Annotated in this window: 19 protein-coding genes; 6 read left to right on the top strand and 13 right to left on the bottom strand. The window is 50.3% G+C overall.

Annotation, left to right across the window (positions count from 1 at the left end):
* Positions 1–194: 194 nt before the first annotated feature.
* Positions 195–2,090 carry a C39 family peptidase gene (locus R3B84_15125; GenBank protein MEZ6141902.1) on the top strand — a complete coding sequence of 632 codons (1,896 nt, stop codon included), beginning with the start codon at positions 195–197 and terminating at the stop codon, positions 2,088–2,090.
* 375 nt (positions 2,091–2,465) lie between these two features.
* Positions 2,466–2,762, top strand: coding sequence for a hypothetical protein (locus R3B84_15120; protein ID MEZ6141901.1), 297 nt, complete (start codon positions 2,466–2,468; stop codon positions 2,760–2,762).
* 604 nt (positions 2,763–3,366) lie between these two features.
* On the opposite strand, the gene R3B84_15115 is transcribed toward R3B84_15120, so the two are convergent.
* Positions 3,367–3,855, bottom strand: coding sequence for an SUKH-4 family immunity protein (locus R3B84_15115; protein ID MEZ6141900.1), 489 nt, complete (start codon positions 3,853–3,855; stop codon positions 3,367–3,369).
* A gap of 491 nt (positions 3,856–4,346) precedes the next feature.
* On the opposite strand from R3B84_15115, the gene R3B84_15110 reads away from it, so the two are divergent.
* On the top strand, positions 4,347–4,535 hold the full coding sequence (locus R3B84_15110; GenBank protein MEZ6141899.1) for a hypothetical protein: 189 nt from the start codon (positions 4,347–4,349) through the stop codon (positions 4,533–4,535).
* On the opposite strand, the gene R3B84_15105 is transcribed toward R3B84_15110, so the two are convergent.
* A complete protein-coding gene (locus tag R3B84_15105) occupies positions 4,523–4,735 on the bottom strand; it encodes a hypothetical protein (protein MEZ6141898.1) in 213 nt (70 codons plus the stop codon). The two genes, R3B84_15110 and R3B84_15105, sit on opposite strands and share 13 nt — an antisense overlap.
* Between R3B84_15105 and R3B84_15100 the strand changes: the two genes are divergently transcribed.
* Positions 4,735–5,241 carry an endonuclease V gene (locus R3B84_15100; GenBank protein ID MEZ6141897.1) on the top strand — a complete coding sequence of 169 codons (507 nt, stop codon included), beginning with the start codon at positions 4,735–4,737 and terminating at the stop codon, positions 5,239–5,241. The genes R3B84_15105 and R3B84_15100 overlap by 1 nt on opposite strands.
* A 27-nt stretch (positions 5,242–5,268) precedes the next feature.
* Here the strand turns inward: R3B84_15100 and R3B84_15095 are convergent, their stop codons facing one another.
* Complete coding sequence (locus tag R3B84_15095) at positions 5,269–5,727, bottom strand: NUDIX hydrolase (GenBank protein ID MEZ6141896.1); 459 nt, start codon at positions 5,725–5,727, stop codon at positions 5,269–5,271.
* Between the two features lie 298 nt (positions 5,728–6,025).
* Between R3B84_15095 and R3B84_15090 the strand changes: the two genes are divergently transcribed.
* Positions 6,026–7,327 carry a DUF1501 domain-containing protein gene (locus R3B84_15090; GenBank protein ID MEZ6141895.1) on the top strand — a complete coding sequence of 434 codons (1,302 nt, stop codon included), beginning with the start codon at positions 6,026–6,028 and terminating at the stop codon, positions 7,325–7,327.
* A 554-nt stretch (positions 7,328–7,881) separates the two neighbouring features.
* Here the strand turns inward: R3B84_15090 and pnp are convergent.
* The 9 genes from pnp to R3B84_15045 all read right to left on the bottom strand — a co-directional run bounded on the left by pnp (position 7,882) and on the right by R3B84_15045 (position 17,384).
* The gene (pnp, locus tag R3B84_15085) at positions 7,882–9,969 is read right to left on the bottom strand and encodes a polyribonucleotide nucleotidyltransferase (GenBank protein ID MEZ6141894.1); all 2,088 of its coding nucleotides are present in this window, start codon (positions 9,967–9,969) and stop codon (positions 7,882–7,884) included.
* 125 nt (positions 9,970–10,094) lie between these two features.
* Positions 10,095–10,364, bottom strand: coding sequence for a 30S ribosomal protein S15 (gene rpsO, locus R3B84_15080; GenBank protein ID MEZ6141893.1), 270 nt, complete (start codon positions 10,362–10,364; stop codon positions 10,095–10,097).
* 250 nt (positions 10,365–10,614) lie between these two features.
* The gene (locus R3B84_15075; GenBank protein ID MEZ6141892.1) at positions 10,615–11,625 is read right to left on the bottom strand and encodes a helix-turn-helix domain-containing protein; all 1,011 of its coding nucleotides are present in this window, start codon (positions 11,623–11,625) and stop codon (positions 10,615–10,617) included.
* Between the two features lie 13 nt (positions 11,626–11,638).
* Positions 11,639–12,925: a phosphoribosylamine--glycine ligase gene (gene purD / locus R3B84_15070; protein MEZ6141891.1), complete on the bottom strand. Its 1,287-nt coding sequence runs from the start codon at positions 12,923–12,925 to the stop codon at positions 11,639–11,641.
* Entirely contained in the window at positions 12,922–13,284 is a 363-nt protein-coding gene (locus R3B84_15065; protein MEZ6141890.1) for a DUF1499 domain-containing protein, read from the bottom strand. The genes purD and R3B84_15065 overlap by 4 nt, the downstream gene beginning before the upstream one ends.
* 148 nt (positions 13,285–13,432) lie before the next feature.
* Complete coding sequence (locus tag R3B84_15060) at positions 13,433–14,158, bottom strand: HEAT repeat domain-containing protein (protein MEZ6141889.1); 726 nt, start codon at positions 14,156–14,158, stop codon at positions 13,433–13,435.
* Between the two features lie 217 nt (positions 14,159–14,375).
* Positions 14,376–15,758, bottom strand: coding sequence for a Na+/H+ antiporter NhaA (nhaA, locus tag R3B84_15055; GenBank protein ID MEZ6141888.1), 1,383 nt, complete (start codon positions 15,756–15,758; stop codon positions 14,376–14,378).
* Between the two features lie 244 nt (positions 15,759–16,002).
* On the bottom strand, positions 16,003–16,395 hold the full coding sequence (locus R3B84_15050) for a PDZ domain-containing protein (GenBank protein MEZ6141887.1): 393 nt from the start codon (positions 16,393–16,395) through the stop codon (positions 16,003–16,005).
* A gap of 179 nt (positions 16,396–16,574) precedes the next feature.
* Positions 16,575–17,384, bottom strand: a complete 810-nt coding sequence (locus R3B84_15045) for an AAA family ATPase (GenBank protein ID MEZ6141886.1) — start codon at positions 17,382–17,384, stop codon at positions 16,575–16,577.
* Between the two features lie 256 nt (positions 17,385–17,640).
* On the opposite strand from R3B84_15045, the gene R3B84_15040 reads away from it, so the two are divergent.
* Positions 17,641–18,675, top strand: coding sequence for a hypothetical protein (locus R3B84_15040; protein MEZ6141885.1), 1,035 nt, complete (start codon positions 17,641–17,643; stop codon positions 18,673–18,675).
* Between the two features lie 469 nt (positions 18,676–19,144).
* Here R3B84_15040 and R3B84_15035 read toward each other — a convergent pair whose 3' ends face one another.
* Complete coding sequence (locus tag R3B84_15035) at positions 19,145–19,654, bottom strand: hypothetical protein (GenBank protein ID MEZ6141884.1); 510 nt, start codon at positions 19,652–19,654, stop codon at positions 19,145–19,147.
* Between the last annotated feature and the right edge of the window lie 250 nt (positions 19,655–19,904).

Here is a 19,904-nt window from a genome sequence, read left to right as displayed (position 1 = left end):
GTTTCAATGGAAGTTGTGCCAGATTCGACTGGCAGGAAATTTGGCAGGAGCAAGAAATTCCGGCCACAGAAAAAATCACAGCGAGAAAATTTATCAGAATTTTTTTCCGATGCCTGATGGAATAACACCAACATTTTCGCTGATCCTTTCGAAGACGGTTTCAAAAAAATCTGAAATTGAAAGAGAGAACGAAAATGAACGGTCAGAAAAAACAATTCAATCTGAATGTGGAACAACTGGAAACTCGAGAAGTACCTGCATTTCTGGCAAACCTGGATATTTCAACTGGTGTCTTAACAATGAATGGCACCGCTGGAAATGATACCGCACAGATCGTCCAACAGAATGGAGTGTTGTTCCTCAATGGTGCCAGCCAAACCAGTATTTCCAAAGGTAGTACGATCTTGGGATATACAGGCACTGTCATTTCTTCCCAAATGGTGAACCGGATTGAAGTCTACGGGAAAGCGGGAGATGATGTGATTTCTCTCAATAATGTCCCCGGTTCCACAGCAAACAAAAATATCGCCCTGCACGCCTGGGGTGGGAAAGGCAACGACACAATTACCGGTAGCACCGGAGATGATTTTCTGTATGGAGATGATCGTGCAGTTGCAATCACAGAAACGATGTATGCTTCCAACGAATTTACCTTGGTGGAGCCATATAACTGGCTGGAACGAGCAACGCTTCTGCCCGATGGCAATGATATTATCATCGGTGGTGGCGGCAACGATTATCTGAGTGGGCAAGGTGGTTCCGACCAACTACGTGGAGAAAGCGGTAACGATACATTGGATGGCGGAAATGGAAATGACACACTGAGAGGTGGCACTGGCGATGATCGCTTGTTTGGCGAGGGGGATAATGATTTTCTATATGGAGATTCTGGTAACGATCAACTCTACGGTGGATCGGGAGTAGACCGCCTTTACGCTGGGGATGATCATGACAAACTGTATGGTGGGGATCAGAATGATTACTTATACGGTGAAGGTGGCAATGATGAATTATCAGGGGGCAGTGGCGACGATTTGTTGAACGGAGGATTGGGAAAGGATCGGCTTTCTGGTGATGCTGGCGATGATCAGATGTACTTTTTTGTTGATGGAATCTGGGGGGCCCACTTCGATACGATGCGAAGCGGAAAAAACCGATCCGATGATATCTTCGATGGCGGCACTGGAAACGATAGACTCTGGCTGACATCTGGCAACGATGCTCTTGTATTTGAAGATTTTAGTTATGCAAACAACGATGTCCCCTGGCACCGCCTTAATAGAATCGAGCAGATATTTGCACTCAGTGGCGATGATTACATCAATCTGAGTTCACTTGCTGTTGCCAGTTACAATATGGGTGTTGCAGAAATCGTGATCGATGGAGGGTTTGGTAACGACTATTTGAAAGGAAATGCAGGTCTAACCAACCATCTGAACGGTAATTATGGTGATGATACACTTGTGGCAATCACGCGCACTGATACGATCGATGGTTTTTATGGAACAGATACTGCAACTGTTTTTGCTGGTCAACCGGGTATTGGTATCGAAAAACTAACCATCACGGTACCAGGTGGCTCTCCACAGAATGACAGTTGGAGTTGCGGCCCGAATTCGATCGCACGGCTACTGCGGGCATACGGGATAAACGCTACATACGAAGAAGTACGATCATTCACCCGATACGATGGAAACCTGATTTCCTGGCTGAAACTTGGCACTCCGACGAGTCAGATGCTCGATACAATGAGGCACTGGAAACCAGATTCCCGAATTGAAACAGAATCGAATACAAACCGGATTGTGGACTTAATTCAGCAGGGCAAACCAGTAATTCTGCTGGTTTCGATGGGCAAAATTGGGATTCCATTTGGCAACGTTGGTGCAATGCACTATGTGGTGGTCAATGGTTATGATGCTACCACCGATACCTTTACGATCACTGATACAGATGGTGTTCGAAAATTTTTGACCCGTTCGGAACTGGATTACCGCTGGAAGTGGGTCGATGATTTTACGGGCAGTGGGGAAATTGCCCAAGGTGCGTTCTCCGCACTGGGATTCAGCAAACGGACGCTATTTTACTAAATAGCAAATCGGCTATATAGCCAATCACTGATTTTTGTCTCTTAGTCCTTTCTGTTTTCTCAATTTTAAGAATTTATTCCCACTTCCAATCGATTGTGCCTGTTTCGCGTTTCAAATCGCCTGATTTTGTGGGAATTGTACCACTTCCTACAGTTTGTTGTAGCAGGCAAAAATTTTTCTAAAAAGTTCGCTTGACAGTAATTCCGTTCATCCCTAAGAAGCGTCTACGTTGATCGAGTTTGCAAGAACCTGGGATCTATTCCCAATGATCTGCAACCCACAACATTCGTAACATCGTGGGAATATATGGTTGGGGTTGGCACCGCAGGTGCGGCAAGCGACTCGGAACTGGTGAAATATACGAGGGGAGTTAGGATGCAAACGAATTCTCAGTTTATGTTGGCATCAGTGGATGCGAACGAATGGTGGAAATTGATCGTCTCTGACACGTTGGTGGCACGGGATGACGATGAAGATGAAGACTTCGAGGATGAAGACGATCTCGATGATGAAGACGACGACTTCGAAGATGAAGATTTCGATGACATCGACGAAGATGAACTCGATGATGAAGACGACGATCTGGATGATGAGGATTATGACGACGATGATTACGATGATGAAGACGATTTCGATGACGAAGAAGAGTTAGAAGACGAAGACGACGAGTAATTCAAAATCACCCATCTGTGCCTGTTCATGGCACCGCTAACTGATTTTGTTGAACTGAAATCCTTTTGTTGTTGAACTCAAATCTCTTTTGGCAAACTGTTTTTCCCAGCCTCACTCCATCGGTTGCTGGGAATTGTCTGGAAAAATCGAACCGCACACCAAATTATCGCCCGCAGCTCAACAATGGGAATTTCTCTAATCGATCTCATGCAAAGCTGCCATGGCGCAAAGAGATTATGAAGTCAACCGTCATACACGCAGGTAGGAATCCAGGAAGAAAACTCAATTTTTCACCTATAAACTGCTATCCAACCTGATCGTCATTACCGCGAAGGCGGGAATCTAAAATACGTTCCCACCTTCCCCCTCACCTCTCACGATCGAGCCATAAGCCAAGATCAGAGCCAAGCATTGCTACGGGACGAAATCATGCAGAAAGTCGGTGAGCTTGGGGTGGCGGTTTACGATTGCCTCGTGTCGGAGACTAGTTCTTCTGTATTGGTGGGTCGTGTAGAGTTAGGAAGTCTTACAGTTTTTCGGATTCGTCGGGTTGTGAAGGCGGTTAGGAGGGAGTTGGAGGAGGTGAAAAGCGTTTAAGCAATGTCTAAAACTCTTCTTCGTAGAAGGCTACTTGATTACAAATGTCGTCTATGAACGGCCCCCACAAGGAACTCTCGCCAAATGCGGCTGAATCAATGTCTTCCATTGCAGCCTTTATGGCCAGGACAAACTGCTCTTGCACTTTTGCAGGTAGCAATTTATTCATGTCCAGAAGATATCTTTCTCTCAAGGAAACAAACTGAGCAAACGATCGTACAGACGAATTCACAAGAATGAATTCGTTTGAATCTTCGTCAATTGACCACACTCCCGCAGTTGATTCTCGAACATACAACGGAACGTCATTGAGAATCCCGTATGTCCCTACTTGATGACAATCTGTCCCTTCTGGCTGCGTTCCCAACTGATCAACAGCGAATTCCAAGTTGTCATGCTTCAGATTAGGTAAGCCGTGTGTCGCCAAATACTCAGCGTCAGATTCATTAATGTTAGAATTCGCTAACGCTGATGCTTCCCACTTCGTTTCGTTCATATTCTTCGCTCTCTTTGTGTCCATCTAGTCAAGGTTCGGGTTGAAGATTCTTCGAACATATTTCCCAAAGTCTGACCTGGAAGCGGATCGTGTTGTTTCATCAAAATACTCAAACAGATAATAGCCTTTGGCATCAGGGAAATTCTCGGTCATAAATCGTTGGCACCCTCCACGACCAGCATAAGTACATGGTCCTCGTTCTGAGAAGAATGACTCAAGATTCTTCTTTTCTATTCCCTTCAATTCAAGCCATTCCTTCAATCTCCGCTCTGAATGAACGCCTCCCTTACTTCGAATTACATGGATTGTGTCATCTCCCTTAACTTTGAATGCGAGCCAGTTTTGACCTGAGCGGTCGCCACGGATTTTCCGTGCGTTGACAATCGCCTGACTTAGCTCATTCTCACCTACAGCTATTCTTTGATATGGAGCGTGGCCGCCCAAGCCTGGTGTATGTGGTATACTAGGTACGCCACTGCCTGGGGCAACAGGTGGCGGCTCAGGCACTGGCGGCTTGGGCGGCGGCGGTGGCGGCAGGTGAGGGTTTCCAGTTTTCGGTTTTTAGCAAGAAAACTCAATTTTTCACCTGTATACTACTATCCAACCTGATCGTTATTCCCGCGAAGGCGGGAATCCAGAGAAAACTCAACCATTCGCCATTAAACCGTTATTCAACCTGATCGTCATTCCCGCGAAAGAGGGCATCCATTTGTTTACGAAGTTGATCTATAAAGCTGATCGTCATTCCCGCGAAGGCGGGAATCCAGTTTTTTACGCTTTGCCGCCAACCCGGCGAATGATGAGAAGCATTCTCATTTTTTTCGTTTTTTTGGTGTTTGGCTTCATTTTCGCAGGCAGCACCCAAAATCCAGCCAGGCAATGATTGCTTGTTTCGATGTGCAGTATTTCCCCGATTTTGCCCGCGGGGCGGCCTTGCTGTTCCATGATTGGCATGACATGGAACCCCACAGTAGCGTTGTGGTAGAAGTCGAGCAGTACGGCGAGTATGAACCAGGCAAATTCTATCAGCGGGAACTTCAGCCACTTCTGGCATTACTGCCGCAGATTCCAGCTGAAGTCAGCTACTTTCTGATCGATGCCTATTGTTTTCTGGATGCTGAAGGCCGACCTGGTCTGGGCAGCTACCTGCACAGTTTCCTGCCTGAAGGTGCAGTGACGATCGGAATTGCCAAAAATCGCTACCAGAAAACCATCCACGCAGCAGAAGTGATCCGTGGGGGCAGCAAACGGCCGTTGTTTGTCACCAGCATTGGAATTGATTATCTGACCGCAGGGAAGTTGATCCAACAGATGGCTGGCGAGTTTCGCATTCCCAAAATGCTGAAGGCAGTCGATCATCTCGCAAGATTTGGTCAGTTGCAATGAATTGTCCTTGTCCGATTCAGCCACGCTTTACCCATCCGCACGGTCCTGCATCCGAACCATTGCACGCTGAATAATATCGTGGTGATCAAACGCCAGTGGGGGCAGTTTGCGTAAGGGATGCCATTCAGCAGCAGAAGCATCATCCCCGGCCTTGGGTTTGAGTAATTTCGGATGGACGCGGGCAAGATAAGCCACACTGATCGACCAGCCCCGGGGATCCCGTCCGGGATCGCCAAAAGTGTGCAGTTGCTCCAGCTCGATTCCGGTCAGGCCGGTTTCTTCCTGCAGTTCTCTGCGGGCAGCATCAACAATTCGCTCGTTTTCTTCCACAAATCCGCCTGGTAACGCCCACATGCCGGCAAAAGGTTCTGCGTTGCGTTGAATCAGCAATACCCTGGGATTACGTTCCAAAGTAATCAGCACAATATCTGTGGCAAAGCCTGGGCGTGGAAATTCGTAGGAATAATTCAGCTTCTTTTTTGCCATGTACCGTTCCAATCCGTTTGCATTTCGTGGGTATGGTTGCCTCTGTTGGCAATCTTATCATTGGAAACAACTTTGGCAGGGGTAACATTGGCAGGGCTGACACTTCATCCGATCAAGTGCACTGTCATAGCTCAAAAGTCGGATTAGCCGATCGTACTGCCTTTCCCATATCCAGAGAAATCTGAAAAAATACTAATTAACTATTGACATGCCACCGAATCAAGGGTAGTTTCAAATAGTTGTTTGATCATCACGCCGGGATCGAATCCCATTTTCTCACCGATAAGGTCGATGTACTATGTTGACACTCCAGACAAATAGTCGCCATACCAACTGCGAAGGAACCAGTCGTCGCGATTTTATCCGCATTGGTGCCCTCGGCATGGGTGCATTAACCCTGCCAGACCTGTTGCGGGCTCGTGCCGCTTCAACCGTTGCTGGCAGTTCCAGCAAAAATACATCCGTGATCTGGGTGTGGCTGAGTGGTGGACCCACCCACGTGGAAACGTTCGATCCGAAAATGGACGCACCCGTGGAATATCGCAGCATGACCGGTTCCGTGAAAACGAAAATCCCCGGTCTGGAACTGGGTGGTTCGTTCTCGCAGATGGCGGAAATAGCAGAAAAGTTCGCTTTTGTGCGTTCGTTCGCCCATAAAAACTCCAGCCATGGTGGTGGCACCCACTGGGTGATGACAGGTTACAATTCGGCATCGGCAGGGAATGGTGGCAGCAGCACTCGCCCCGGCCTGGGTTCAATTGCGGCCCGGCATCGCGGTATCAGTGCCCCAACTGGCCTGCCCACCTACGTGCGACTGAACAATATCGGCTTCGACGGCCCCGCCTGGCTGGGCAAAACCTACGCACCGTTTGATGTTTCCGGCAACGCACGCAAAAATATGGTGCTACAGGTTCAGAATGAACTGTTGGATGATCGCAAAGACCTGCTGAAAGGGTTTGATACGATCAGCCGCGAGATTGACAAATCGGGCATGATGAATGGTCTGGACAGCTTTGAAACCCAGGCGATTGATTTGATTGCGGGCAAAGCGAAAGAAGTCTTTGATATCAAAAATGAAGATGCAAAGACACTGGCCCGTTATGGGAAAGGGCTTGGCGAGCAGTTGTTAATGGCTCGTCGGCTGGTGGAAGCAGGTACTGGTTTCGTCACCGTGAACTACGGTGGCTGGGACATGCACGGCAAGCTGGAAAACGGCCTCAAAACGCGGGGCGTCGCACTTGATAACGCCGTCAGTGCCCTGGTAAGTGATCTCGCCCAACGTGGCATGCAGGATAATGTTCTGGTGGTTGTTACCGGTGAATTCGGCCGCACCCCACGGATCAATAAAAATGCCGGTCGCGATCACTGGGCCCCACTTTCCACTTTGGCACTTGCCGGTGGGGGGTTAAAAATGGGCCAGGCCGTGGGTGAATCGACTGCGAAAGCAGAAGTACCAAAATCGAAACCGATCACCCCACAGGATCTGATGGCGACCGTGTTCCATGTGCTGGGCATTCCGCAGGATCAGCACTTTACCGATCAGTCGGGTCGACCTATTCCAATGATCAGTGAAGGAAAACCAATCAGCGAATTAGTTTAGTTTTCTGGTTCGAAGCACCTGATTGTGGCGCATCACCCTGGAACCCGCCTGAGACGTCATGACGGTTGTTCATCAACCGTCTGAATCTGTGCGGGGATATGTTTCCAGCCCTTCTGCAATCTGAAAATCGAGTACCAGTGTTTTGTTACATCTTTTGTTAGGATAAAGCCACTTCAACTTGACCCTTGTTTCGTTGGTTTTCATTTGAAGCTCTACAGAAACATGCTTAGGCACTTCGTGCCTACTGCAGGTCTAAGAATGAACCAAGCGAATTGATCCAGGTCATACATTCAGGCAATGCTGTAACCAACAATTCACTTCTACTTTCACTGCGACGGTTGCACAAATAACCGGCTTTTCAACGTAGGTGGAAATCAGTTTTTCCCTTTCTATCGATCCTAAAATCAACATGTAACAACCACCAGGTGGCTCTCCTTGCCATTACGGCAGAAGCTTTGACAACTGGGGAAAATAATTCAGTTAACCGCGATGAGGAAATTGGCTCATCAAGCCATTGCGGTGGTAAAAAATTAGTAATGGACGTGGTGAAAAGACTAATTCTGTGGCGTGATCAGGGCTTTACGGGACAGTTTCACTCGGTTCTGATCGTCGATGGAAATTGCTTTGACCTGAACAGAATCGCCCACCTTCAGGATATCTTCGACCTTTTTCACACGGAAATGGTCAATATCGCTTATATGTAACAGCCCATCTTTGCCTGGGGCAATTTCCACGAAGGCACCGAAATCGCGAATCGAAACCACTTTGCCAGTGTAAACCTTCCCCACCTGAATTTCTTCGCACAGTGCTTCGACTTTGGATTTGGCGGCTTCGGCACCATCGGCATCCATGTGGGCAATATAGACGGTACCATCATCGTCGATATCCAGTTTGGCACCAGTTGCTTCCTGAATCCCTTTAATCGTCTTCCCACCTGGGCCAATCAGCAGGCCAATTTTCTCTGGGCTGATCCGCACCTGCAGTAACCGTGGGGCATTTCGGCTGATCTCGGTACGTGGTCGACGCAGAACGCTCAACATCGTACGCAACAATTCAATCCGGCCAATCCGAGCCTGTTCGAGAGTGGCACGCAGAATTTCTTCGGTAATCCCTTCAATCTTCAGGTCGAGCTGGATACCGGTAATCCCACGCTGGGTACCAGCAACTTTGAAGTCCATGTCACCATAATGGTCTTCATCGCCCTGAATATCAGTCAGAAGAACGAATTTTTTTGGTTCCTTGACCAGACCAATCGAAATACCTGCAACAGGCCGTTTGATTGGCACGCCGGAATCCATTAATGCCAGTGTGCTGCCACAAACGGTGGCCATCGACGATGAACCATTCGATTCCAGAATGTCGGAAACAATCCGCACGGTGTATGGGAAAATGTTGTTCGGTGGCAGAACTGCTTTCATCGAACGCTCTGCCAGCATCCCGTGGCCAATTTCACGACGGCCTGGGCCGCGAATCGGTTTCACTTCCCCAACACTGAATGGTGGGAAGTTATAATCCAGCATGAATTTCTTGCTGTATTCCCCTTCCAGGCCTTCTACTTTCTGCTCATCCTGCACGGTACCTAACGTCACTGTTACCAGTGCCTGAGTTTCCCCACGCTGGAACAGCGAAGAACCGTGCACGCAAGGCAGGATGCCCGCTTCACACGAAACGGGACGAATTTGTGCAGGTTCACGATCATCCAGCCGCTGCCCACCCAGTGCCAGGTCGCGGAATACTTTCTCTTCCAGTGCGGTCCAGGCTGCGGAGAACTGTGCGGGGGTATATTCTGCCCCTTCAGCTGGCAGATACTTTTCTTTCAGTGTTGTTTTGAACTCATCTACCTTGGCATAGCGATCGAGTTTCACCTTGTTGAGCTTGCGTTTCTTCAACTCGGTAGCATGTTTTTTAATGAAGATGTCGGTCAGTGGGTTTTTCGCAGGTGCGGCTGGCTTTGCCTTTTTGCCCAATCCTGCTTTGTCTCGCAGTTCTTCGATCAGGTCGATGATTTCGACGATCGCTTTGTGGGCAAACATGATCGCCGCAACCATCTCTTCTTCCGGCAATTCGCGTCCGAACCCTTCAATCATCGATATCACGTCGCGGGTGCCAGCAACAATCATATCCAGATCGCTGACTTCCAGTTGATCGTGGGTGGGCATCAGCACCAGTTCGCCCTGAATTCGACCCACCCGGACAGCTCCGGTGGGCTTCAAAAAGGGGATGTGCGAGATGTGCAGCGAAGCGCTGGCACCGATCATCGACAACACATCTGGATCGTTCTGAGTGTCTGCTGCCAGAGTGCTGGCAATGATCTGCACTTCGTTGAAATAATCCGGCGGAAACATCGGACGGATCGGACGATCAATCAGACGAGAGGTGAGGGTATCCTTGATACTCGGCCGGCCTTCCCTCTTAATGAAACCGCCTGGGAATCGACCTGCGGATGAGAGGCGTTCGCGATACTCCACGGACAGTGGGAAGAAATCAATCCCTTCGCGAACCTTGCCTTCAACAGAAGTAACCAGCGACATGGTATCGCCATAGCGAACCACCACCGCACCGGATGCCTGCTTGGCTAATTTTCCTGTTTCAAGTGAAAGAATTCCCGAACCGATTTGACGCTGAACCTGAGTAACGGCCAAGTTGAAATACCTCTTGTAGAACTTACGTGCGGCATAGAATGGTTACGAAAACCAGCTTTGAAAGGCAAAGTGGAGTGAGCAAGAAGATTTGGTGAATTTCAAGTGCCGCACCGGCGGCACAGTTATTACTTCCGCAGGCCTAACGACTGAATCAGTGCGAGATAACGCTCGCGGTCTTTCTTCTGCAGATACTTCAGTAAGTCGTTACGTCTGCTCACCATCTTCAGCAATCCACGCCGAGATGCGAAATCTTTCTTGTGTAAACGAAGGTGGTCCGTCAACTGGGTGATCCGCGACGTCAATATTGCAACCTGTACTTCTGGCGAGCCGCTATCATTCTCGGCGCGCTTGTATTGTGCAATGACTTCCGTTTTCCGTTCCTTCGTGATCGACATAAATTCGCCTCAACGCCTCTACCGGTTTATCGACTCCCGCCCATGCTCATCAAATATTTATGGTTTCATCGATAGTGTATCTCAAAATTATGCGAACCATTCCCGACTTGGCAAGTCGGCGGGCAGTTTTTTCTTGCGAAAGCAAAAATATTGTGCCGCTCTCCCCCACCGACCAGCCCGATAAACTTTCGGAAAAACAAGTCATGAGTTAGTATTCCGAAAGTGCTACAATTTCCCAAATTCTATCATTTCAGCTCTGTTTGCCCGGTAGCTGGGCGAGAAGATTTCTGATTTCCAGTGCGAACTGGCGATCGATGAGAATTTTCTCAGCAATTTTGTCGCACCCGTGCATGATGGTGGTGTGGTCGCGACCACCCAGGCCATGGCCGATTTCCATGAAGGTACACCCCACCTGACGTGCCAGGTACATCGCGATCTGCCTTGCCCAGACGATATTTTTCAGCCGCCTGGGCCCTTGCAGGTCTTTCAGCGTCACCCCGAATTTGTGGGAAGTCAGTTTCAGCACCTGTGGCAGGCGGGGCTTTTGTTCCAGATCGGGCACCCCCATCTGGTTCAGGTGGCCCTGTACCACAGCAAGGGTCAGTGGGGCCGAATGGGATTTGGCAAGTGGTTCCAGTTGCCGAATGTCGCTGATCATGCCACGGGCCCCACCGGGATGGCGGGCCAGCCATGGAAACAGGTCGCTGTCGACCCGCAAATTCCGCTGCAGACAGAGTTGTGTGGCCAATTCGAGGCGGCTATCCAGGCTCAGTGGGGCAATTTCAACCATTAAACCAGCCTGGAGACGACTACTCAGTCTTCCTGAAATATCCAGATTGCCCAATCTGCCATTGCCCAGCAGCACCGTGGGGCGGGCACGATTCGCACGTTTGTCCAACAATAAGGCTAAATCATTCCCCACCTTCAGTGGGAGGTGCTGCAAATCGTCAATAATCAGTAAGTCGTTATCCAGTAAGTGTTTACGAAAATGTTGCCTTTCCCCCAGTGGCAGCTGCTTCCATTGACTGAACTCGTTGGCGGGCATCTGCAGAATCGAACTACCGGGCAAGGTTGCCTGCACCCGTTCCGTCAGACCATAGCCCAGGTGGGTTTTGCCAGTCCCAGGTGGACCAAAAATGTAAACCAGCGGAAAATCATGATCGGACGAGAGTGATTCGGCAAGATGAAGAATCGTTTCGTGTGCCGAGACATTTTCGGGCAGAATGATGAACCGCGTCAATGCATCAGCACGTTCAACCATGGGAACAAACCACTTATTCTTTCTTCAGTGCCTTATCGGCAATATCGGTGCGGAATTGCATCCCTTTAAACTTGATTTTCGCCACCGCTTCATAGGCTCGTGCTTTGGCATCGGCCAGCGTATCACCCAGAGCGGTCACCCCCAGAACCCGCCCACCATCCGTCAGTGTGCGGCCAGAATCGCTGCGTGTGCCTGCATGGAATACTTTTACATCGGGAATCTGGGCGGCAGCATCCAGCCCCGTAATCGGTTTGCCATTATCGTATCGGCCGGGATAGCCCCCACTGGCAAGCACCACGCACACTGCTGGGCGGGGATCCCACACCACCTTCGATTCATCAAGGGTATCCAGCGTTTCATCCACGACCGCTTCCAGCAGGTCGAGCAGATCCGATTTCAACCGCATCAATAGTGGCTGGGTTTCCGGATCGCCAAAGCGGGCGTTAAATTCAAGCGTGCGAAAGCCCTGATTCGTCAGCATGAACCCACCGTACAGCAGGCCGTTAAACGGAAATCGCTTCCGCTTCATCGCGTGAACAAACGGTACAAACACTTCTTTTTCGATGTTCGCCATCAATTCCGGCGTGCCGATTGGTGCGGGGCAATACGCACCCATGCCACCGGTATTGGGGCCAAGGTCGCCATCAAGCGCCGGCTTATGATCCTGGCTGGGTGGGAGGCAAAGAATGCCACGCCCACCAACCAACGCGAGAACACTCAGTTCTTCCCCTTCCAGTCGTTTTTCCACCACCACCTGGCGGCCTGCAACACTGCCAAACTCTTCCTTGACCATGATGCGATCAATGGCCTGCTTCGCTTCCGCATTGGTTTTGCACACCACCACGCCTTTGCCGGCAGCAAGGCCGTCTGCTTTCACCACCACGGGATAATCGCGGGTATCAATCCAGTACTTGGCGGCATCGGGGTGGTCGAACACTTTGAAATCGGCGGTGGGCACATCCGCATGACGCATTAACTGCTTGCAGAAGACTTTGCTGCCTTCCACGCGGGCAGCTTCCTGAGTGGGGCCAAAGATCCGCAGACCTTCCTTCCGGAAAAAGTCGACGATCCCACCGACCAATGGGTCTTCCGGACCAACGACCGTCAGGCCGACTTTTTCTTTTTTGGCGAAGCGGGCCAGTTTTTGAAATTCGTTCGTATCAATGGGCACATTAATCCCATCGATGCCGGTGCCAGCATTACCGGGTGCACAGAATACTTTTTCGACGCGAGGGGATTGCGACAGCTTCCAGACCAGAGCGTGTTCCCGCCCACCCTTTCCAATCACTAATACGTTCATTTCTCTAGTAATATGGGTTTCAGGTGGGCAATCAATTGCAGGATGTTGCGCCGATTCTGGCCGAGGTCGCCTTTCCCCAGACGGGATTTACTTCGGAAATGGACAAGTGCCCCCGACTCGTGGTGGCTAATTGTTAAAAAAATATCATCAATGAAACGAAACAGCCTTGTTCTGCGCGTCAGGTGGATCTGCTGTTCCGTGCTGCTTTCGACGTGCCAACGCGGCATCGCACCCACTTGAGCGACGATTGTTGTTACCAGCTCGGCTGGCGGCACGTGCACCACCACTGGCTGCAGATCGGCATGGGTGCCCGCGGCAGTGTCGGCAACATTGTGGGTAAACCAGCGTAACACACTCATATCTATTCCGTGTTGGTTATATAACTTTCTTGTATTATATGAATTGGGACTCAAAAGTGCCGACCGACGATCGAACCAGTTTTTCCCACGGGCGGGACGCCCGTGCTACGTTAAAACAATCAAGAATATACTCAATTGCGGCACCCGTTCAGTGCCCGATCATTTCAGAATCTTCATCAATGCCTGACAATCCCGCCTTGCGAATCACTTCGTCGATCATTGGTAGTAGGTCAGGCGTCTTGCCCATCTCCTTGAGCGCGATCGCTGCATACTTTCGCATCTGAGGCGAACCCTTGTGAAGTCCATTCACCAGGGCTGGTATCGCTGCATCGCCGATCTTTTTCAATGCCGCGACTGCAGCTAGGTGCGTTCGCCAATTAATGTCCTGGTACTGCAACAGAACCATCAAGGCGGGCAGTGCTTCCTTTGCCTCGCCTGAATTCAAATTTGCCAGCTTGAACGCTGCATGTGTTCGGACAGCATGCCCATGTCGGGATCCGCCAACTACCGCAGCCAAACCGCGTACTGATCCGAGCCGGAACAGTGACTCGGCTGCGGTGCGTCGCACAAGTTCCGATTCATCCTGAAGTGCAGCGATAAGTGCTGTCTCAGCTTCTGGCGAAGGGTCCGTACTCAACTGAATTGCTGCTACACATCGCGCGACTTCGGTGGCATCTGTGACAAGAACATCAATAAGGCAGGTAGGTGTTGTTCCAGAACCTTCGCGCGAAGTAATCTCTAAAACCGCCTGTGCCAGTAAGTCCCAAACAGTCGTGTCCAGTTTGTATGACGAACGGTGCAATACATACCACTCACCTGCGGTTTGACCAGCCAAGCGTGGGGCTGCCAACTGTCGACGGAACCATCGAAACATCCTGCACCTCAGAGATAATAATGTTCTCGATTGAGCAGACTTGCGAAGTGGATAAGAAGCAATTCCTGATCCATGTCTTTACTCTGCTACATGTCGTACTTCGAATAAAACAATCTCGATATGGGCTATTTCGTTGCCGACTCTGTCGAAGATCGATTATGTGGGTGAGAAGCACAGGAAACCAGGGATAAGTTTTTAGTTGGAAAAGAGACTGAGATCAGTCATTTTCTGTTTTGGCTGCAGGGGCTTTCTTTTTAATCAGATAGATTGAAACCACCAATAAGGTCCCGCCTAAAAGAGAGCTGATCAGCGAACCAGTCATCGTGCCAATTTTCCCTGCACTTTGAAATGATGGGAATTCGGCTGGATTGAACGCTAAACCGTTAATAAACAGCGACATTGTAAAGCCAATCCCAGCCAGACAGCCTGCACTGATCATCATCAGCCAGTTCACATTTGCTGGCAGTCTGGTCAGGCCAAGTTTCACAGCAATAAATGCCGTCAGGATAATTCCCAGAGGTTTGCCAAGCACCAGTCCTGCCGCCACGGCAATGGCCACGGGTTCCTTTAGCAGACTGAAGTTGAATGTCACTCCGGCATTCGATAACGCAAACAAAGGCATAATGCCAAATGCGACCCACGGATGCAGGATGGTTTCCAACCGCGTCAGCGGAGAAACCGACTCGCGAAGTGCAAAACCAATCCGCTCCATTTCTTCATAGGATTTTGTCTGCGTGTAATCTCCCCCACGCATGCGGGTCCATGCTTCCTCGATCACTGCGGAAAAAGTTTTATCTCCAAGCCAGGCACTGGATGGGGTCATTAAACCCAGCATCACCCCGGCCACAGTGGGGTGGATGCCTGCTTTCAGAAATGCCAGCCAGATCACAGCACCCACCACAATATAGGCGGGCACACGCCGAACGCCCAACAGATTCAGTGAATACGTGACTACAAAGCCAATAGCAGCAACCAGCAGCCAGCTCATTGCGATTTTATTGGTATAGACGGTGGCTATCACCAGCACCGCACCGATGTCGTCGACGATCGCCAGTGACAGCAGAAAGATCTTCAGGCCGAACGGCACCCGCTTACCGAATAAAGCCAGAAACCCAACCACAAAAGCGATATCGGTGGCCATCGGAATTGCCCAGCCGCGTTCGCCTGGCTCGCCATATTGGAATGCCAGATAAACCAGTGCGGGCCCCACCATCCCACCCAGGGCCGCAACAATGGGCAGCAGTGCCTTTCGTGGGTCACGAAGTTCGCCGGCAATAATTTCCCGTTTGACCTCGAGGCCCACCACAAAGAAGAAGATGGTCATTAAGCCATCATTAATTAACAGGTGGCCAACAGTATCCGCAATGTGAAATGAGCCGATGGAAAATTCAATCGGTGTTTTCCATATCGAGATGAAAGTTTTTGCATACGGCGAATTAGCCAGCACCAGTGCAGTAACGGTACAGATCAGAAGGACGATTCCGCTGGCAGCCTGGACGTGCATAAACCGCTGCACCGGCCCCAGCAATCGATTCATCGTGGTTTCGGGCAGTTTCGCATCGATGGGATTTTTGGGGTTCTTGCGTGGTTTTTCTGCCATTGTTCCAATTTTCCGAAAAGATAACACGTTTTTTTTACAGATTATCCCCACAGCAAAAAGTGTTCATACTGCTTTCCGCTGCAATCTGTTAGAATCAGATCGAACAAACAAACTGGGGAAAATCATGAAAGCAATTTCATTTTTTCATGATTGTTTGGGTATTAATAGCAGATCACATGCTGATGGAAGGTGATTGATGTCGGACCTGCCTTAAAATGCATCACCTGAGTGTTTGAAACAACTGTCAGGGGATGGGTACTAATTCCTGACGTGGCTGCCGAAGGGTTTCAAAATCTGCCGGTCGCCCAGCTACTTTCACTTTGACGGTCATTTTTTCAGAACCCCGCAGCAATTCTACTTCCACCGTGCGGCCGATGGGAGTTTCCGCCACCACTTTAATGATGGCATCGTTTTCCATTCCTTTCAGTTCCACCCGGTCGAATCTGGTAATCAGATCGTTGGGCAGCAAACCTGCTTTCTGTGCAGGCCCACCTGGCTGGATGGTAGAAACCCGCATCCCATCGGGTTCGGAAATGAACTGTACCCCCAGGTAACCTGGCCCGGTTTCGGTGTTTTTAGGTTTTATGGCAGGTGCACCGAGCGTCATTGCGGTCGCAACTAAAATCGTGGTCATCATCTTCGGTGGTCTCCATCTCATCGAACTGAAACACCTTCACCATACCAGAAGAGGCACATTGGTGCAACGCCAGCTTGCAAAATTTGCACAAAGGACGAAAATCTGACAGTTGTACGAGTGTCGAAAATGTTCCACGTGGAACACTGATATTCGTACGAATGTCATTTCATTGAGGCCTGTCAGTGTTCGTTGTCCGATTCGTGTTCATCCGTTACGGGCTTCTCCTGCTTTTCGAACAGAACTTTCATCGTACTCTGGGGATCTTTCAGAAAACCACGTGTAATCAAATAGTGCTCGGTTTCGGTGTAGGCGACTTCACGAATGCCTTCCTTGTCCAACAGGTAAATGCGGGCTTCGGGATAGGCCATGATAATTGGCGAGTGGGTTGCAATCACAAACTGCCCACCATGAATGAGGTAGGCATGAAGTAATGCAAGAAATTCCAATTGTCGCTTTGGCGAAAGTGCGGCTTCTGGCTCGTCCAGCAGGTATAAGCCATTTTCTCGAAACCGGTTCTCAAACAGTGCATAAAACGATTCCCCGTGCGACTGTTCATGGAGCGATTTGCCACCGTATGCATCGATAATCCTACCGCTACCCGGTTCCTCATCAAGCCGTTCAATTTCGGTACTTACATTAAAGAAGCTTTCTGCCCGCAGAAAGTAGCTATCTCCAGGATTGGCAATTGTCTTCCCAATGCGGATGTATTGATCGAGCGACGAGTGGGATGCCCGCGTGGCAAAGTTGAAGTTGCGGCTACCACCTTCCGGATTCAGCCCACAGTCAATGGCGATCGCTTCCAGAATTGTCGATTTACCAGAACCATTCTCCCCCACCAGAAAGGTTACTTTGGGATGAAATTCCAGTTTTGTCAGCGACCTGATTGCGGGCAGGCTGAAAGGGAAACTGTCTGGATCGGTGATGCGATCGCGGAGAATTTCCATCACCTTTAGGTAGGGCCCAGGGGTAGATTTCCGCTTTTTTGCCATCAGGCCTCTCCTTCAACAGTTCGAGAAGGCTACAACAAAATGCTTTATCAATCAGTTATTGATATATAATCAATTTGGCAGGCGTCTTCACTTGATTTATGTGAAATTTCTCATTTTTGGCCCGCGTGCACTGCTGGTGGGAGGCTACTTACAATGAAATGGTTGGGAATTTTTCACGAAATACTGTGAGAAGGCGATAAAGGAGAGGTAGAGTTTCGTTTCGGGTGCGGGAAGCGAAATCGACTTTAGGAAAGCCATGAGTGCTGAATCGACGATCGAAGAGCCCCCTGTGGCAGAGAAAATCACCATCGAAGAGCAAGTGCCTCTGGTGGTACAACGCCTTGCCCCACTGATGTTCTGGCTGGGTTTTGTTCACTTGCTGGCTTTTGCCGGCCTGATTCACCGTGCCACAAAAAGCTCGGTTACGCAGGCCGAACTCAACTTTATATCCTTTTTCCTTATAGGAGTCTGGCCGGTTTTCTTTGTCGAAGCCATGTTTTCGCTCTGGATGAAAAGGCCCGGCCAGCGATTGCTACCATCCTTTACAAGGTGTCTCGCCGTCTCTCTTTTTCCTCCGGCACGGATGGGCTTTGTGCACCCCGCAACGGGCAATATCTGGCTGCCGTGGCTGGGCTGGCAGACCCAGGGGAAAGAATTGCTCAAACGATTGGACAGGTTTTTTGGTTTGCCGTTGTTGCTGTTTGCACTGCTGATTCTACCCATTCTGGTGATTGAGTATGTGTGGGCAGGAACGGTAGAAGAGTCCCCACTGTTTGAAACGATTCTGAACGTCTGTATGGCCATTATCTGGGTAGCGTTTGCCACAGAGTTCATTATCAAGCTGGAATCGAGCGGGCAGCCGATGAAATATGCGAAAACCCGCTGGATCGATGCTGCGATTGTGCTGTTGCCCACACTGGAGTTTATTCTGACCTGGTGGGCCAGTGCGTCGCCAATTGCGAGGTTACTACGCACCACACGGGCGATTGCACCGGATCAACTGGCCCGCATGGGCAGGCTTTACCGATTACGAGGCCTGTTAATGAAGGGCTGGCACGCTATTCTAGCGCTGGAATTGTTTGCACGATTGGTAGGGGATAATCCCCGCAAGAGAATGATGCGGTTGGAAGAACAGATAGCCTACACTGAAGAGGAATTAGTGGAATTACGCTATCGCCTGAAATTATTGCAGCACCACGTCGAAAAATATGAGGCGGAAAAGGAAAAAAAGAAAGCCGCCCGTGCCCACCGCAAGGCAATGCGAAAGCAACGTCAGATGAAGCAGGGCTGAGAAATAAAATAGAACCTAACCCCCAGCCCCCTTCCCTCGCAAGGAAGGGGGAACAAGATCGATTCCCACCTACTCTGGAATGACGGATTTAGCTGGGGATCTGATTACTGGTGGTAATTCAAGTCTTCCGTCCTGGATTCCCGCCTGCCCGGGAATGACGGTTTAAGGTTGGGATCGGATTACTGGTAGTAATTCAAATCTTCCGCCCTGGATTCCGCCTGCGCGGGAATGACGGTTTTAATGGGAGCAACCGCTGAATGGAACGTCGGACCCACTGGATGCCAACTGACGACCATCTGGGCCTAGGGCTTGAACCAAGGGTAACGTCCAAGCCAAATTGTGTCCCTTGTCGAGAGTGTCTCGTGCGTCTGCGACGACTTTCAAGGTTCACCCTTCGCGGCCTAACGACTGCGTTCACCTGCCGGTCGCGACTAACGGTAATTTCGGCGCGGTCAGGTGTGACGCTTTGTTAGCTGCTGGCCCCACGCGGACGCATTTCGCGCCCGGTCGGGTCCATGCTCAGCAGAACCTCATGCAGCCCTTGAATGATCGCTACATCCTTGCCTTCTTCGTCGACCTGATGCAACCTCCAATCAGTGATCGGCACGTCTTCCACCCGAGACCCGTCGAGTATCGAACAGGCGTGATAGAGCGCGCTGTACTGAAAGACTCGTACCAGATCGACGATGGCCTTGCGACTCACGCCCTTGACCAACATCTCTTCCATCGCTGGCCCACTCTGGGCGCAAGGATCAAGCGGCCGGGATTTCGCCCATTCAATCTCTTGATCGATCCACTTGTCGTCGTCCTCTGGCATCACGCCGTTCCACAACGCCTTTGCAAAGCTGAAGATTGCAAGCTGTGGAATGCCCTCGGCCAGTTGCGAGTTCGCCCATGATTCCGGGTCACGTGCGCCCGCTTGCCGAAAAAGGTCGGCGAGCGATCGCAGTTCATCAGGGTCCACATCTCGAAAGGGCATGAGTTCGTCTCAAAACAGCTAACGGGTCCGCGATTGATTGAGCAGAGTCGCGGAGTGAATACCAGGCGATTCCTGCTCCAATCGCTCACTTAGGCCGCTTGCGGCCATCATAGTAAGTATATGCTCAATTGCGGACCCTGTTAGCCGCCCACAGGCCGGCTTAACACCAAAGCTCAACGGACCCGTCCACCGAATGAAATCTTGATGTTACCAAAAACGAGCCGCAGCGGCCACGGCCCACAAATTGGCC

The organism is Zavarzinella sp. (assembly GCA_041399155.1).
In the GTDB taxonomy this organism is placed as follows: domain Bacteria; phylum Planctomycetota; class Planctomycetia; order Gemmatales; family Gemmataceae; genus JAWKTI01.
This window is presented reverse-complemented; position numbering and strand designations above follow the sequence as displayed.